A 13359-nucleotide genomic window follows, 5' to 3' on the forward strand; every position below is an offset into this window, starting at 1 on the left:
AAGGAGGGCACAGCGTGCAACAATACGGATTATCCGCAAAAGACCTGAGTGTCTACTACGGCCCGAAACAGGCCGTCAAAAACGTATCGCTCGATTTTGCCAACAAGCAGGTCACGGCGCTGATCGGTCCCTCCGGGTGCGGCAAGTCGACGTTCCTGCGCAGTCTCAATCGCATGAACGATCTGATCGACGGCGCCAAGGTCACGGGCGAGATCTGGATCGGCGAGGAGAATATCAACCATCCGAAGACGGACGTCGTCTCGCTGCGCCAACGGATCGGCATGGTGTGGCAGCGGCCGAACCCATTCCACAAATCGATCTATGAAAATATTGCCTTCGGCCCGCGCTATCATGGCGTGAAGAACAAAAAGCAGCTCGACGAAATTGTCGAGCAGTCGCTGCGCAAGGCGGCGCTCTGGGAGGAGACGAAGGACCGGCTGCACAAGTCCGGCCTGTCGCTCTCCGGCGGCCAGCAGCAGCGGCTCTGCATCGCCCGTTCGATCGCGGTCAAGCCGAGCATCATCCTGATGGACGAACCGGCCTCGGCGCTCGATCCGGTATCCACGGCCAAGATCGAGGAGCTGATCACCGAGCTCAAGCAGGAATACTGCATCATCATTGTGACGCACAACATGCACCAGGCGGCGCGCATTTCGGAAAAGACGGCGTTTTTCCTGATGGGCGACCTGATCGAATACGACGAGACGGACAAGATGTTCACGGATCCGGAGAAGAAGGAAACGAGCGATTACATCTCCGGCAGGTTCGGTTAGCGTGAGGAGAGGGTCAGATGACGGCATTAATTGAAATCGAAAACCTGGACCTGTATTACGGCGACTTCCAGGCGCTCAAAAGCATCTCGATGGACGTCCCGGAAAAGGCGGTCACCGCCTTCATCGGACCGTCCGGCTGCGGCAAATCGACGCTGCTGCGCTCGCTTAATCGGATGAACGACCTGATCGCGGGCACGCGCATCGAAGGCTCGATCAAAATCGCAGGCGAGGAAATCAATACGTCCGGGATGGATGTGGAGCATCTGCGCAAGCGGGTGGGGATGGTGTTCCAGCAGCCGAATCCGTTTCCGAAATCGATCTATGAAAATGTGGCGTACGGTCCGCGCCTGTACGGCATAAACCAGCGCAAGAAGCTGGACGAGCTCGTCGAAAAAAGCCTGCGCTCGGCGGCGCTGTGGGACGAGGTCAAGGATCACCTGAAGCGCTCGGCGCTCGGCATCTCCGGCGGCCAGCAGCAGCGGCTGTGCATCGCGCGCGCGCTCGCGGTCAATCCGGATGTGCTGCTGATGGACGAATCGACCTCGGCGCTCGATCCGATCTCGACGCTGAAGATCGAAGAGCTGGTCCAGGAGCTGAAAAACGAATACACGATCGTCATGGTGACGCACAACATGCATCAGGCGGCGCGCGTTTCGAATCAGACGGTGTTTTTTTTGAACGGGGAAGTGGTGGAGTACGCCGACACGGAGACGTTGTTCTCCACGCCGAGCGATCGCCGCACCGAGGATTATATCAGCGGACGCTTCGGCTAGCAGCCGGCGTCCGGCAGTCAATGGGGGGCTGACGATGATGACCATTCGCAAGGAATTCGATCAGGGCTTGCAGCAAATGGATGAGCTGCTCGTCAACATGGGGGAACATGTGGAATCGGCGCTGCGCAACGCGATGCAGGCGCTGGAGCGCATCGATACGGAATCGGCGCGCGTGATCATTGCGGAGGATCCGCAGCTCAACGCGCTGGAGGAGCGGATTACCGAGATCGGCGCCAAGCTGATCGCGACGCAGCAGCCGGTAGCGAAGGATCTGCGGCGCATCCTGGCGGCCTTTCGGATCGCGAGCGACCTGGAGCGGATGGGGGACCTGTCGGTCGACATCGCCAAGGTCGTGCTGCGCATGGAGGGCCAGGAGCTGATCAAGCCGCTGCTCGATCTGCCGCGGATGGCGGAGACGGCGCTGACGATGACGTACGAGTCGATCCAGGCCTTCATTCAGGAGAATGTCGATCTGGCGTACAAGGTCGGCAAGGACGACGATCAGGTCGATGCGCTCTACGGCCAGATCATCCGCGAGCTGTTCGCGCTGATGGTCGAGAAGCCGGCGACGATCTCGCAGGCGTCGCTGCTCAGCTTCGTCGGCCGCTATATCGAGCGGATCGCCGATCACGCGACCAACATCGGCGAGAGCGTCGTCTATCTCGTGACGGCGAAGCGGCCGGACCTCAATCAGTAATACGGCGGCGGCACAGGAAGGGGAGAACCGGCCATTTGGCCGGTTTTTTGCCGTTAACTTGCCACGCCGCAAAAGACGGCTTGCCCGTGTTTTGCCGCCTTGTCCTCGCAGCGCAAGCGGGGGCGCGGTCTAGCGCTCCAGCTCAATGCCGAAGTAGGTGCGCAGCGCTTGACGATACCGCTCGGGCGTCTGAGGCGTGAAGGTCTCCACGCCGTCCGAGGTGAAGAGGCGAAACTCTTCGCCCGCCAGCGTATGGCGCCCTTCTCTGGTGCGGATCGCGACCATCGCGCCGGCGCGGAAGATGGAGTCCGGAGCATGCTCGCACCAGTAGCTGGCCATGAGGTAGTCCTTGGCGAGCTGTGGCTCTTCGGTGAACGAGTAGATCCGGTGCCATTGGCCGTGCTTGCGTTCCAGCAGCATCCATCCGTAGTCGGAATCTTCCTCCAGCTTGTAGCATTCGTCCCCTTGCACCTGCTCCAGCCCCGGCTGCAACAGCAGCGGTGTGCGGGGAACGATCCCGCCCACCCCTACATCGCACAGATAGCGCTTGCCCTCCGCTTCCGCGCACAGCACCTGATGCCGGCGTTTGGGCGGCGGGTTCGGTTCGTCGCGCCAGAAGCGGGCGAAATAGTGCCGGGTGGGGTATCCGAGCCGTTGCAACAGCCAGCCGAACAAGGCGTTGGTCTCGAAGCAAAAACCGCCGCGCCGGCGGGTCACGATCTTGTCGTAGAGGTCGCGGATCTCCAGCGACAGCGGGATGCCATTCAGGATATCCAGATTCTCGTACGGCACCGCATGCAGATGGGCATCCTGCAGTCGGAACAAGTCCCCGACGCTGCCGTCCGGCTCGTCCTCGAAGCCGATTCGGTCGAGATAAGCCCGGATTTCCGGGTCGAAGGGTTTGGTTTTCATTTCCACTCAAGTCCATCTCCCATTCAGGCTTTGACTGAGCCTGCCGTTTTTCATCATTCTACCATACAGCAGACGGGTCGTGGTGGGGCAGCAGGGTCACGTTTTACACGCTTTACATCTGTTTTACAAAGTCTGACATCCGCCTTCACAATTGCTTGCTACGATAGAAACATGACGATTGGCCGCAGCGAGGGGATAGGCGTGAAAAAATACGGAAACGGCTTGCTCGACCGCAAGCTGCTGCGCGAGCTGGCGCTGCGGCAATCGAGCGGCACGGTCGGTCTGCTGTATGTGCAGCTGGCCGGTGGTGGCGACAACGGCCGCACGATCATTCGCGAATGGGCGCGGGAGCAGCCGCAGTTGTTCTGGTGGGGCGATATGGGGGCGGACGCTTGTCTGCTGCTCCATGTACCCGGCCGGGACAACCGCGCGCTGACTGCGCTGCTGCAGGCTTCGCGCCTGACGCTGGGCACGCGGCTGCAGGCGCTCGATGCGCCGCCGCTGCTCGGCGATACGGTAATCGCCCATGCGGGCCGCGGGCATTCGCCGGAGCGCGAGGTGCTGGAGGGCATCATTCGGGCCCGTGCCCGGGCGCTGCGGACGGCCGAGTCGGCGAAGGAAGCGGCAGGGGGCGGCGCTTCGGGCAGCGAAGCGGCCGAAGGCGAAGCGCTTGACAGCAGCCGTCTGTGGCCGGATCGGAGCGCCGCGCCGGGCGGCGCCCAGATCGGCTCGCTCGCTGCGGTAGTGCCCACCTTCGGGCCGCAAGCGCGCGTGTCCGAGCTGGCGCGGCTGTTCGAGGGCAATGCGCGCATTCAGGGCGCGGTCATCGCCGAGCACAGGCGCCCGATCGGACTGGTCATGAAGGAGAAGCTTCATCAGCTGCTCGCGGGGCAGTACGGACTGTCGCTATATTGGGACCGTCCGGTGTCGCGCATCATGGACAAGCAGCCGCTGATCGTGGAGGCGTCTGCGCCGGTGGAGCAGGTGTCGCAGCTGGCGATGGATCGGGATTATGGGCGTCTGTATGATATCGTGCTCATCACCCGGGCGGAGCGCCTGATCGGCGCAGCCTCCATTCGTGCGATCCTGGAGAGCATCACGAGCCTTCGCACCGAGGCGGCGCGCACTGCGAGCCCGCTGACCGGACTGCCCGGCAATGGGCCGATTCGCATGGAGCTGGAGCGGCGCATTCGCGGCGCGGAGTCGTTCGCAGTCATCTACGCCGACCTGGATTGCTTCAAGTGGTACAACGATGGCTTCGGCTTCCACGCCGGAGACGAGCTCATCCGCTTCACCGCCCGGGTGCTGCAGGCGGCGCTGCCGGCGGAGAGCGGCGCCTTCCTCGGCCACATCGGAGGCGACGACTTCATCGCAGTGCTCGCGGCGGCGGACGGCGAGGCGGCGTGCCGCGAGGCGATCCGACGCTTCGAAGCGGGAGTGGGGGCTTATTACGGCGCTGGACCGTTGCCCCAGACCACCGATCGGGAGGGGCGGGCGCTGGACCGCAATGGCGTGGCGCTATCGCTCTCCCTGCTCGCATGCGGCGGAGGCGGGAGCGAGAGGCCCACGCCGGAGCGCATCTCGCGCGAGGCGGCGGCGCTCAAGAAGCGGGCCAAGGCGGAGCACGGCAGTGTCTATGTAGCTGGGCGGGTCGGCGGGAATCAACATGGAGAGGGACGATTATGAACAGACAGCAGATGAGGCTCGGGGACGATCGCGACGATCCGTCGATCGGCATCTTGTACTATGCCTGGCAAGGCGCGGAGGGGGACAGGGACAGCGACGTCCGGTCCAAGGTGAGCTTGAGCTGGCGAAGCGCTGTGCAGCGGGCCCTTGGCGGAGCGGCGGGGAGCGTCGCAGCGGCCAAGGCTGGCCATCTCCATACCCAGTGGCTCGCCGACGACGTCTATCTGTTCCTGCGTCTTCCGGGGGAGCTCGAGGAGGCACGGCACGAGGAGTGGCTGCTGGAGACGTCGCTGCGCTTCCAGCGCCTCCTGCAGCCGCATATCGACGGGCTGGGGAGCGGCAGTCTGCGTGCGGGCGTATCGCTGCTCGACGGGCAGGAGACGGGCAGCCGCTGGTACGAGGGCCTCAAGCGGGCGCTGCTGCACGGGCAGGCGGCCGGCAGCGTCGAGCGCACCCTGCGGCGCCGCGCCTTCGAGGCATTGCTGCGCCAAGGCTCGATCTACGCGGTGTATCAGCCGATTATCAGTCTGCGCGAGCAGCGGCCGCTCGGCTACGAATCGCTGACCCGGTGCGCCGACGACCGCTGGTTCGACGGACCGCTGGCGCTGTTTTCCTTCGCCGAGCAGGAGGGGGCGATCTACTCGCTCGATCGCCTGGCGCGGGAGAAGGCGCTGGCGGGCTGCGGGGCGCTCCAGCCGGGCCAGAAGCTCTTCCTCAACATTACGGCGAGCATCATCAACGACCCGCACTTCACGCCCGGGCGCACGCTGCCGCTGCTGGAGCGGTACGGCCTGTCACCGACGGATGTCGTGTTCGAGATTACCGAGCGCAGCTCGATCGAGGACTTCGCCGGCGCGAAGCGGCTGCTCGCCCATTATCGCCGCCAAGGCTACCAGATCGCCATCGATGATGCCGGGGCGGGCTACTCGTCGCTGGAGTCGATCGTGGAGCTGCGCCCCGACTACATCAAGGTTGATCGCTCGCTCGTGCGGCAGCTGCATCGCGACGAGATGAAGCGCCATGTGCTGGGCACGTTCGTGCAATTCGCGGACAAGATGGGGATCGAGGTCATCGCCGAGGGGATCGAGGAGCCGGCGGAGCTCGAGCAGGTGCGGGAGATGGGCATCGCGTATGCGCAAGGCTACCTGCTCGGCCGGCCGGCGCGCATGCCGGGCTAGATTCGCCAGGGGGCGGAATCGCGATCAGGTAAATGCCGCCAAGGCGCGGGAATCGGGCAGGGCCGTTACCAAGCGGCCCTGCTTTTGTGCTATGATAGAAGATAGTAGAACAAGGTGAGGTGTCGTATGGACAAGTGGATTTTGATCGACGGCAACAGTATTGCCAACCGGGCTTTTTATGCCATGCCGCCGCTCACGAACGCGGCCGGCTTACATACCCATGCCGTATACGGCTTCACGACGATGCTGCTCAAGCTGCTCGAGGAGGAGAAGCCGACGCATATGCTCGTCGCGTTCGACGCGGGCAAGGTGACCTTCCGCACGGAGAGCTACAAGGATTACAAGGGCACGCGCGCCAAGACGCCGCCGGAGCTGTCCGAGCAATTCCCGCTGATCAAGGAGCTGCTGGGGGCCTTCGGCATCGCGCAGTATGAGCTGAGCGGCTACGAGGCCGACGATATCATCGGCACACTGACCCGGCAGGCGGACGAGGCCGGCGTGGAGACACTCGTCGTCAGCGGCGACAAGGACATGCTGCAGCTCGCCTCGTCGCATGTGACGATCGCGCTGACGCGCAAGGGCGTCAGCGAGCTGGAGCGCTATGCGCCGCCGGAGATCGAGGAGCGCTACGGTCTGAAGCCGCTGCAGATCATCGACCTCAAGGGGCTGATGGGCGACTCGTCGGACAACATTCCGGGCATCCCAGGCGTCGGCGAGAAGACGGCGCTCAAGCTGCTGCACGAATACGGCTCGGTGGAGCAGGTGCTGGCCGCGACCGAGCAGCTCAAGGGCAAGCTCAAGGAGCGGGTCGAGCAGCACAAGGAAGACGCCGCGATGAGCAAGGAGCTGGCGACGATCCTGCGCGAGGTGCCGCTGGAGCGCGGAGCCGAGGAGATGAAGTACGACGGGTACGAGCCGGCCGCGCTGGCGGACGCCTTCCGCAAGCTGGAATTCAAGTCGCTGCTGGAGCGGCTGGAGCTGCCCGGCGAGGGCGCCGGCGAAGAAGAGGCCGAGGCGGCGGATCTGGAGACGGTGAGCGTGGACGCGGACTCGATCGCACTGCTGACGGACAAGCTCGGCGACATCGAGGCGATCTATATCGAGGCGGCAGGCGACAATCCGCATCATGCCGAGCTGATGGGCGCGGCGTTCGCAACGGCGGACGCGGTGTACGCGCTGTCGCCGCAGACGCTGCTCGGCGAGGCGGGCGCGCCGCTGCGGGCGTGGCTCGAGGACGCGGCAGCGCCCAAGTCCGGCTACGATATGCACAAGACGGCGCTCGTGCTGTCCTGGCAGGGCATCGCGCTGCGCGGCTGCGCCTTCGACGCGCAGCTGGCGGCGTACCTGCTCGACCCGACCGACGCCTCGCCGACGCTGGCGGGCGTGACGCGCCGCTACGGCGCCGGCGGTCTGGCGGCCGACGAGGACGTCTACGGCAAGGGGGCCAAGTTCAAGGTGCCGGAGGACGAGACGCTCCATCCGCATCTGGCGCGCAAGGCGGACGCCGTGCTGCGTCTGACGCCGCTGCTGCATGCGCAGCTGGAGGAGAGCGGCATGCGCAGCCTGTTCGACGATCTCGAGCTGCCGCTGTCGACGGTGCTGGCCGGCATGGAGAGCCAGGGCATCGTCGTGCGCGCCGAGACGCTGCGGGAGCTGGGCAGCGAGATCGAGGGGCGGATCACGGCGGCGATGAACGAGGTGTACCATCATGCGGGGGCTGAGTTCAACATTCATTCGCCCAAGCAGCTCGGCGAGGTGCTCTTCGAGAAGCTCGGCCTCCCGGTCATCAAGAAGACCAAGACCGGCTACTCGACCGACGCCGACGTGCTCGACCGGCTCGAGCCGTATCACGAGATTATTCCGTCGATCCTGCATTATCGGCAATTGACCAAGCTGCAGTCCACGTATGTCGAAGGGCTGCTCAAGGAGATTCGCCCCGAGACGAGCAAGATTCACACGTACTTCCGGCAGACGATCGCGGCGACGGGCAGGCTCAGCAGTCAGTACCCCAATCTGCAGAATATCCCGATCCGGCTCGAGGAAGGGCGCAAGATCCGCAAGGCGTTCGTGCCGTCCGAGGACGGCTGGTCGATCCTGGCGGCGGATTATTCGCAGATCGAGCTGCGCGTGCTGGCGCATATTTCCGGGGACGAGGGGCTCAAGGAAGCCTTCCTCGGCGAGATGGACATTCACACCAAGACGGCGATGGATGTGTTCGGCGTCGGCGAGGGCGAGGTGGACGCGAACATGCGCCGCCAGGCGAAGGCGGTCAACTTCGGGATCGTCTACGGCATCAGCGACTTTGGCCTGTCGCAGAATCTCAAGATCACGCGCAAGGAAGCGGCCTCGTTCATCGAGCAGTATTTCCAGGCCTTCCAAGGCGTGCGCAAGTATATGGACGACATCGTCGCCCAGGCCCGGCAGGACGGCTACGTGACGACGCTGCTCGGCCGCCGGCGCTATCTGCCGGAGATCAAGGCGTCGAACTACAATCTGCGCTCGTTCGCCGAGCGCACGGCGATGAATACGCCGATCCAGGGGACCGCGGCGGATATCATCAAGCTGGCGATGGTGCAGATGGACGGGCAGCTGCGCGAGCGCGGCCTGCAGAGCCGGATGCTGCTGCAGGTGCATGACGAACTGGTCTTCGAGGTGCCGCAGGAGGAGCTGGAGACGATGCGCGAGCTGGTGCCGCAGGTGATGGCCTCGGCGATCGAGCTGGACGTGCCGCTGCGCGCGGACGTCAGCGGCGGCGCCAACTGGTACGAGGCGAAGTGAATGTCGCTAGATGCGGCTCGTGAGCTCAGGCTCACGCATAGCAAGAAGAATTCGACGGGCAGCTGCGAGGGCGCCCGGGGTCATTCATCACCAGGGAGGGATCAGCCATGCCGGAACTGCCGGAGGTCGAGACGGTCAGACGGACACTGAATACGCTTGTCGCAGGTCGAACCATCGCGCGCGTGCAAGTGACGCTGCCGCGCATCATCCAGCGGCCGGACGATTCGCGCCACTTTGAAGCGATGCTGGTCGGGCATACGATCGAGCGCGTAGAGCGGCGCGGCAAGTTCCTGCGTATCCTGCTGGACGGGCTGACGCTCGTCTCGCATCTGCGCATGGAAGGAAGGTACGGCGTCTACGAAGCGGGAGAAGCGGTCGAGCCGCATACGCATGTCGTATTCGCCTTCACGGACGGCACAGAGCTGCGCTACAAGGACGTGCGCCAATTCGGCACGATGCACCTGTTCCTGCCGGGCGAGGAGCTGACGGCGCCGCCGCTGAACAAGCTCGGCATCGAGCCGCTGTCGGAGGCGTTCACCGCGGAAGCGCTGCGGGCGCTGCTCGGTCGCAGGTCGTCGCGGCTCAAGCCGCTGCTGCTCAACCAGGCCTATGTGACGGGATTGGGCAATATCTACGTCGACGAGGCGCTGTTCCTGGCCGGCCTTCATCCCGAGCGTACAGCGGACAGCCTGCGCAAGGCGGAGTGGGAGCGGCTGCACGAGGCGATCGTGGCGACGCTGGCGCGCGCGGTCGAGGCCGGAGGCTCGTCGATCAAGTCCTACGTCAACGGACAAGGCGAAATGGGCATGTTCCAGCACAGCCTTGCCGTCTACGGCCGTCAGCAGCAGGCGTGTCCGAGCTGCGGCGAGTCGATCGTCAAGACGGTCGTCGTCGGCCGGGGCACCCATCTGTGCCTGCGCTGCCAGCCGCTCAAGCGCTCGCGCAAGCCTTCGCGCACGGCATCTGCAGGCGGCAGGCGGAGCGCGAAGAAGACCGGGTCGGCGGGGGAGTAGACCGTGCCCAGTCAAGCCAAATAGAAGCATGACAGCAGGGAGCCGAAAAGGCGGCGAACATTGACCCTTGACGGGCAAATTGACCTACACGTCCAAGCCGAGCCGGCCGACAAGCGCCGGACTGTCTATGATCTGCCTATGCACAATCTTCCGCCGCCCGCGCATATGATACTCTCATATGGGCTATCGGAGGGAGGTCGTGCGTGTGGTACATCTGGGAACGCTGCTGCTGCTGGCGCTGGCCGTCAGTCTGGACGGACTCGGCGTCGGCGTGACGTACGGGCTGCGCAAGATTCGCATCCCGCTGCTGTCGGTCGTGATCATCGCCTGCTGCTCGGGCGTCGTCATCGGGCTGTCGATGGCGGCGGGGGCGGTGCTGTCGGGCGTGCTGCAGCCGGTAGCGGCCAATGCGATCGGGGCTGTGCTGCTGATCGGCATCGGCGGCTACGCCATCGCACAGTTCTGGCGCAGTCGCGCCCGCCAGGAGTCGCGCGGCGCGACGGAGCGGAGCGGTGAGATGGAGGCCGGCTTGGGGCCGGATGCGAACGAGGCCGAGGCGCTGGCGGCGAGCGGTCGTCCTGACAGCCCGTACACGGCGAGCGGTACTCCCGCGGATGCTGGGGCTGCGCGCCTCGCAGTCGAAGGCGCCGACGGAGCGGCGAGGCGCGAGGGCGAGGAGCAGGGCGACGGAGCGGCGACGGCGACGGGGCAGGTCGCCGCGCCGCGCCAGATGCTGCGGCTGGAGCTGAAGCGGATCGGGCTGGTCATCGAGATCCTGCGCACGCCGCAGGCGGCGGATATGGACCGCTCGGGCACGATCTCGGCCGCGGAGGCGGTGCTGCTCGGCTGCGCGCTGTCGCTCGACGCGTTCGGCGCGGGGCTGGGGGCGGCGCTGCTCGGCTTGTCGCCATTTGGCACGGCGCTGCTGATCACGGTCGCCAGCGCGACCTTCCTGCTGCTCGGTCTGCAGATCGGGCGCCGGCTGTCCGCTTCGCGAGCGATGCGGGGTCTGACGCTGGTGCCCGGACTCATCCTGGTGGCGATGGGGATCAGCCGGCTGCTCACGTGATCGCTCGACTCGGCGTATACTGCGGACGGCTCCGGAGCGGGAGACTATTGACGGCGACGACAGGCGGTATAGGGATAAGGACATGCCGCATAGGCTACGATAGAACACATACCAAGGCCACAGCCTGGCCTGCGTCCGACGCGGCGCGGGCGGGGCAAGGCGAATAGTGAGGTGAACCGATGAAGATCGGACTGACCGGCGGGATCGCCAGCGGCAAAAGCACGGTAGGCGCGCTGCTGACCGAGCGCGGCGCGGTCGTCGTCGATGCGGATCAACTCGCCCGGGAGGTCGTGCTGCCCGGCGAGCCCGCGCTGGCCGAGGTCGCGCGGCGCTTCGGGGCATCGGTGCTGCACGAGGACGGGACGCTCGATCGCAAGGCGCTCGGCGCCATCGTGTTTGGAGATCGCGTCAGACTGACGGAGCTCGAGGGCATCTTGCATCCGGCGATCCGGCAGCGGATGCGGGAGCGGCTGGATCAGCTCGAGGCGGAGGACCCGGGCCGGTTGCACATCGCGGATGTGCCGCTGCTGTATGAGACGGGACAAGCCGCCGCCTACGGCCGCGTGCTCGTCGTCTACGTGCCGCGCGAGGTGCAGGTGCAGCGGCTCGCGGCGCGCAGCCCGGAGCTGACCGCGGAGCAAGCGGCGGCGCGCGTCGATCTGCAGATGGATATTGAGGAGAAGCGCCGCCGGGCCGACTGGGTGGTCGACAACAGCGGCACGCGCGAGGAGACCCGGCGGCAGCTCGACGCGCTGTGGCGCGAGATGATGGAGCTATGAAGAAGCGCCGGCGCAAAGGAAGAAGAATCCTGCTGCTCCTGGTCGTCGGCCTGGTCGTCGTCCTGCTCATCAATTCGGAGTGGATCGGCCGGTGGATGTACCCGGTCTACTACCGCGACGACATCCGCATCAGCGCTCAGAATTACGAGGTCGAGCCGCACTTGGTCGCTGCGATCATCCGGTCCGAGTCGAATTACCAGACCGGACGCGAATCGCGCAAGGGCGCGCTCGGGATGATGCAAATAATGCCGGAGACGGCCAATTGGATCGCCGAGCAGGCCGATTTTACGGTCACGCTCGACGACGTGCATCATCGGCCGGATGTGGCCATCGAGATGGGCGCCTGGTACATTCAATCGCTGCAAAAGCAGTTCGGCGAAAATCGCGTCGCCGTCGTCGCCGCCTACAACGCCGGTCCGGGCAAGGTCAGCTCCTGGCTCTCGGACGGCGTCTGGGACGGGCAGCTCGACTCGCTTGACGAGGTGCCGTACGGCGAGACCCGGCATTATGTACGACGGGTAATGTTCTATTATAATAAGTACAAGGACTTGTATCCGAGCTTTTGAAAAAAGCGTTGGCAGGTTGAAGAAAGCTTTGGCCTTCGCCGAAGCGAATGCCAAAGCTTTCTGTAATTAATGCGTATTATTTGAATTGACCGGCCAGGGATTGCTCGCCGATTTGGACCAGCTTCCGAGTGATGTAACCACCCAGGGAGCCAGCGTCGCGAGTTGCCATGTTGCCATAGTACCCGTCTTGCGGGATCGCGATACCCAGTTCTTGTGCAACCTCGTATTTCATTTGGTCGAGGGCTGCGTTCGCTTGGGGTACAACCAGTTGATTGCTGCTGCGATTTTGAGCCATTGTCGTTCACCTCCTCGCGGTTGGTAACTGTATTATGTGCGTTATTCATTAGGCTATGACAGGTAAGGTATGGAAACTTTTTTGCGGAAAGGCGTAGATAGCGATGAAATGTCCGTATTGCGATCACGGAGGAACGAAAGTGCTGGATTCCCGACCGGCCAACGAAAACAAGTCGATCCGGCGCAGACGGGAATGCGAGCGCTGCAGCCGCCGCTTCACGACGTTCGAGATGATCGAGGAAGCGCCGCTGATGGTCGTCAAAAAAGACGGCAGCCGCGAGGAATTCAGCCGCGATAAAATGCTGCGCGGGCTGATCCGCGCTTGCGAGAAGCGGCCGATCTCGGTCGAGCAGCTCGAGGTGGTCGTCTCCGATGTCGAGAAGGAGCTGCGCACGACGGCCCAGGCCGAAGTCGAAAGCAACGAAATCGGCGAGCTCGTCATGAAGCATCTCTATCCGCTGGACGAGGTCGCCTACGTGCGCTTCGCATCGGTGTACCGGCAATTCAAGGACATCAACATGTTCATGAAGGAGCTGAATACGCTCCTGTCCAGGCATCCGATGTCGGGCGGAGACAGCCCGAGCTGAACCAGCCAGTCGGGACGGAAATAAGCGCAAAATGTGATGCTACACGGCGAAATGAGCTCCGGAGGCGGAAATAAGCGCAAAAAGTGAGGCTACACGGTGAAATGAGCTCCGGAGGCGGAAATAAGCGCAAAAAGTGAGGCTACACGGCGAAATGAGCTCCGAAGGCGGAAATAAGCGCAAAAAGTGAGGCTACACGGCGAAATGAGCTCCGGAGGCGGAAATAAGCGCAAAAAGTGAGGCTACACGGTGAAATG

13 protein-coding genes are annotated in these 13359 nt (G+C 64.1%); 11 read left to right on the forward strand and 2 right to left on the reverse strand.

Annotated elements, in window-relative coordinates; all coding sequences use genetic code 11:
- The first annotated feature begins 14 nt into the window (after positions 1 to 14).
- From pstB (IDH44_RS14950) to phoU, 3 genes are read left to right on the forward strand one after another with little or no spacing between them, the layout of a single operon-like run.
- Entirely contained in the window at positions 15 to 773 is a 759-nt protein-coding gene (pstB, locus tag IDH44_RS14950; RefSeq protein WP_190918975.1) for a phosphate ABC transporter ATP-binding protein PstB, read from the forward strand.
- A gap of 17 nt (positions 774 to 790) precedes the next feature.
- Positions 791 to 1546, forward strand: a complete 756-nt coding sequence (gene pstB, locus IDH44_RS14955; protein WP_190918977.1) for a phosphate ABC transporter ATP-binding protein PstB — start codon at positions 791 to 793, stop codon at positions 1544 to 1546.
- Positions 1547 to 1583: 37 nt separating this feature from the next.
- Complete coding sequence (gene phoU, locus IDH44_RS14960; RefSeq protein ID WP_190919012.1) at positions 1584 to 2243, forward strand: phosphate signaling complex protein PhoU; 660 nt, start codon at positions 1584 to 1586, stop codon at positions 2241 to 2243.
- A 129-nt stretch (positions 2244 to 2372) separates the two neighbouring features.
- Here phoU and IDH44_RS14965 read toward each other — a convergent pair whose 3' ends face one another.
- Positions 2373 to 3155 carry an arylamine N-acetyltransferase family protein gene (locus tag IDH44_RS14965; protein ID WP_190918979.1) on the reverse strand — a complete coding sequence of 261 codons (783 nt, stop codon included), beginning with the start codon at positions 3153 to 3155 and terminating at the stop codon, positions 2373 to 2375.
- A 201-nt stretch (positions 3156 to 3356) separates the two neighbouring features.
- Between IDH44_RS14965 and IDH44_RS27210 the strand changes: the two genes are divergently transcribed.
- From IDH44_RS27210 to IDH44_RS15000, 7 genes are all read left to right on the forward strand, one after another.
- On the forward strand, positions 3357 to 4841 hold the full coding sequence (locus tag IDH44_RS27210) for a GGDEF domain-containing protein (protein ID WP_190918981.1): 1485 nt from the start codon (positions 3357 to 3359) through the stop codon (positions 4839 to 4841).
- The gene (locus tag IDH44_RS14975; protein WP_190918983.1) at positions 4838 to 6019 is read left to right on the forward strand and encodes an EAL domain-containing protein; all 1182 of its coding nucleotides are present in this window, start codon (positions 4838 to 4840) and stop codon (positions 6017 to 6019) included. Before IDH44_RS27210 ends, IDH44_RS14975 begins: the two co-directional genes overlap by 4 nt.
- Before the next feature lie 126 nt (positions 6020 to 6145).
- On the forward strand, positions 6146 to 8797 hold the full coding sequence (polA, locus tag IDH44_RS14980) for a DNA polymerase I (RefSeq protein ID WP_190918985.1): 2652 nt from the start codon (positions 6146 to 6148) through the stop codon (positions 8795 to 8797).
- A 107-nt stretch (positions 8798 to 8904) separates the two neighbouring features.
- A complete protein-coding gene (gene mutM, locus IDH44_RS14985) occupies positions 8905 to 9810 on the forward strand; it encodes a DNA-formamidopyrimidine glycosylase (RefSeq protein WP_190918987.1) in 906 nt (301 codons plus the stop codon).
- 205 nt (positions 9811 to 10015) lie between these two features.
- Positions 10016 to 10879, forward strand: coding sequence for a manganese efflux pump (locus IDH44_RS14990; RefSeq protein ID WP_317890192.1), 864 nt, complete (start codon positions 10016 to 10018; stop codon positions 10877 to 10879).
- A 179-nt stretch (positions 10880 to 11058) separates the two neighbouring features.
- Positions 11059 to 11658: a dephospho-CoA kinase gene (gene coaE, locus IDH44_RS14995; RefSeq protein WP_190918991.1), complete on the forward strand. Its 600-nt coding sequence runs from the start codon at positions 11059 to 11061 to the stop codon at positions 11656 to 11658.
- Entirely contained in the window at positions 11655 to 12224 is a 570-nt protein-coding gene (locus IDH44_RS15000) for a lytic transglycosylase domain-containing protein (RefSeq protein ID WP_190918992.1), read from the forward strand. Before coaE ends, IDH44_RS15000 begins: the two co-directional genes overlap by 4 nt.
- Before the next feature lie 76 nt (positions 12225 to 12300).
- On the opposite strand, the gene IDH44_RS15005 is transcribed toward IDH44_RS15000, so the two are convergent.
- On the reverse strand, positions 12301 to 12519 hold the full coding sequence (locus tag IDH44_RS15005; RefSeq protein ID WP_190918994.1) for an alpha/beta-type small acid-soluble spore protein: 219 nt from the start codon (positions 12517 to 12519) through the stop codon (positions 12301 to 12303).
- Between the two features lie 103 nt (positions 12520 to 12622).
- Between IDH44_RS15005 and nrdR the strand changes: the two genes are divergently transcribed.
- Positions 12623 to 13105: a transcriptional regulator NrdR gene (nrdR, locus tag IDH44_RS15010; protein WP_190918995.1), complete on the forward strand. Its 483-nt coding sequence runs from the start codon at positions 12623 to 12625 to the stop codon at positions 13103 to 13105.
- The last annotated feature ends 254 nt before the right edge of the window (positions 13106 to 13359 follow it).

The organism is Paenibacillus sabuli (genome assembly GCF_014705605.1).
Lineage (GTDB): Bacteria > Bacillota > Bacilli > Paenibacillales > Paenibacillaceae > Paenibacillus_D > Paenibacillus_D sabuli.

What these genes read in the sequence shown, in the direction of transcription:
- polA (WP_190918985.1), top strand. Translation starts at nt 6,146, where the DNA reads ATGGACAAGTGGATTTTGATCGACGGCAACAGTATTGCCAACCGGGCT.
- IDH44_RS14965 (WP_190918979.1), bottom strand. Translation starts at nt 3,155, where the DNA reads ATGAAAACCAAACCCTTCGACCCGGAAATCCGGGCTTATCTCGACCGA.
- pstB (WP_190918977.1), top strand. Translation starts at nt 791, where the DNA reads ATGACGGCATTAATTGAAATCGAAAACCTGGACCTGTATTACGGCGAC.
- IDH44_RS14975 (WP_190918983.1), top strand. Translation starts at nt 4,838, where the DNA reads ATGAACAGACAGCAGATGAGGCTCGGGGACGATCGCGACGATCCGTCG.
- phoU (WP_190919012.1), top strand. Translation starts at nt 1,584, where the DNA reads ATGACCATTCGCAAGGAATTCGATCAGGGCTTGCAGCAAATGGATGAG.
- coaE (WP_190918991.1), top strand. Translation starts at nt 11,059, where the DNA reads ATGAAGATCGGACTGACCGGCGGGATCGCCAGCGGCAAAAGCACGGTA.
- IDH44_RS15005 (WP_190918994.1), bottom strand. Translation starts at nt 12,519, where the DNA reads ATGGCTCAAAATCGCAGCAGCAATCAACTGGTTGTACCCCAAGCGAAC.
- mutM (WP_190918987.1), top strand. Translation starts at nt 8,905, where the DNA reads ATGCCGGAACTGCCGGAGGTCGAGACGGTCAGACGGACACTGAATACG.
- nrdR (WP_190918995.1), top strand. Translation starts at nt 12,623, where the DNA reads ATGAAATGTCCGTATTGCGATCACGGAGGAACGAAAGTGCTGGATTCC.
- IDH44_RS15000 (WP_190918992.1), top strand. Translation starts at nt 11,655, where the DNA reads ATGAAGAAGCGCCGGCGCAAAGGAAGAAGAATCCTGCTGCTCCTGGTC.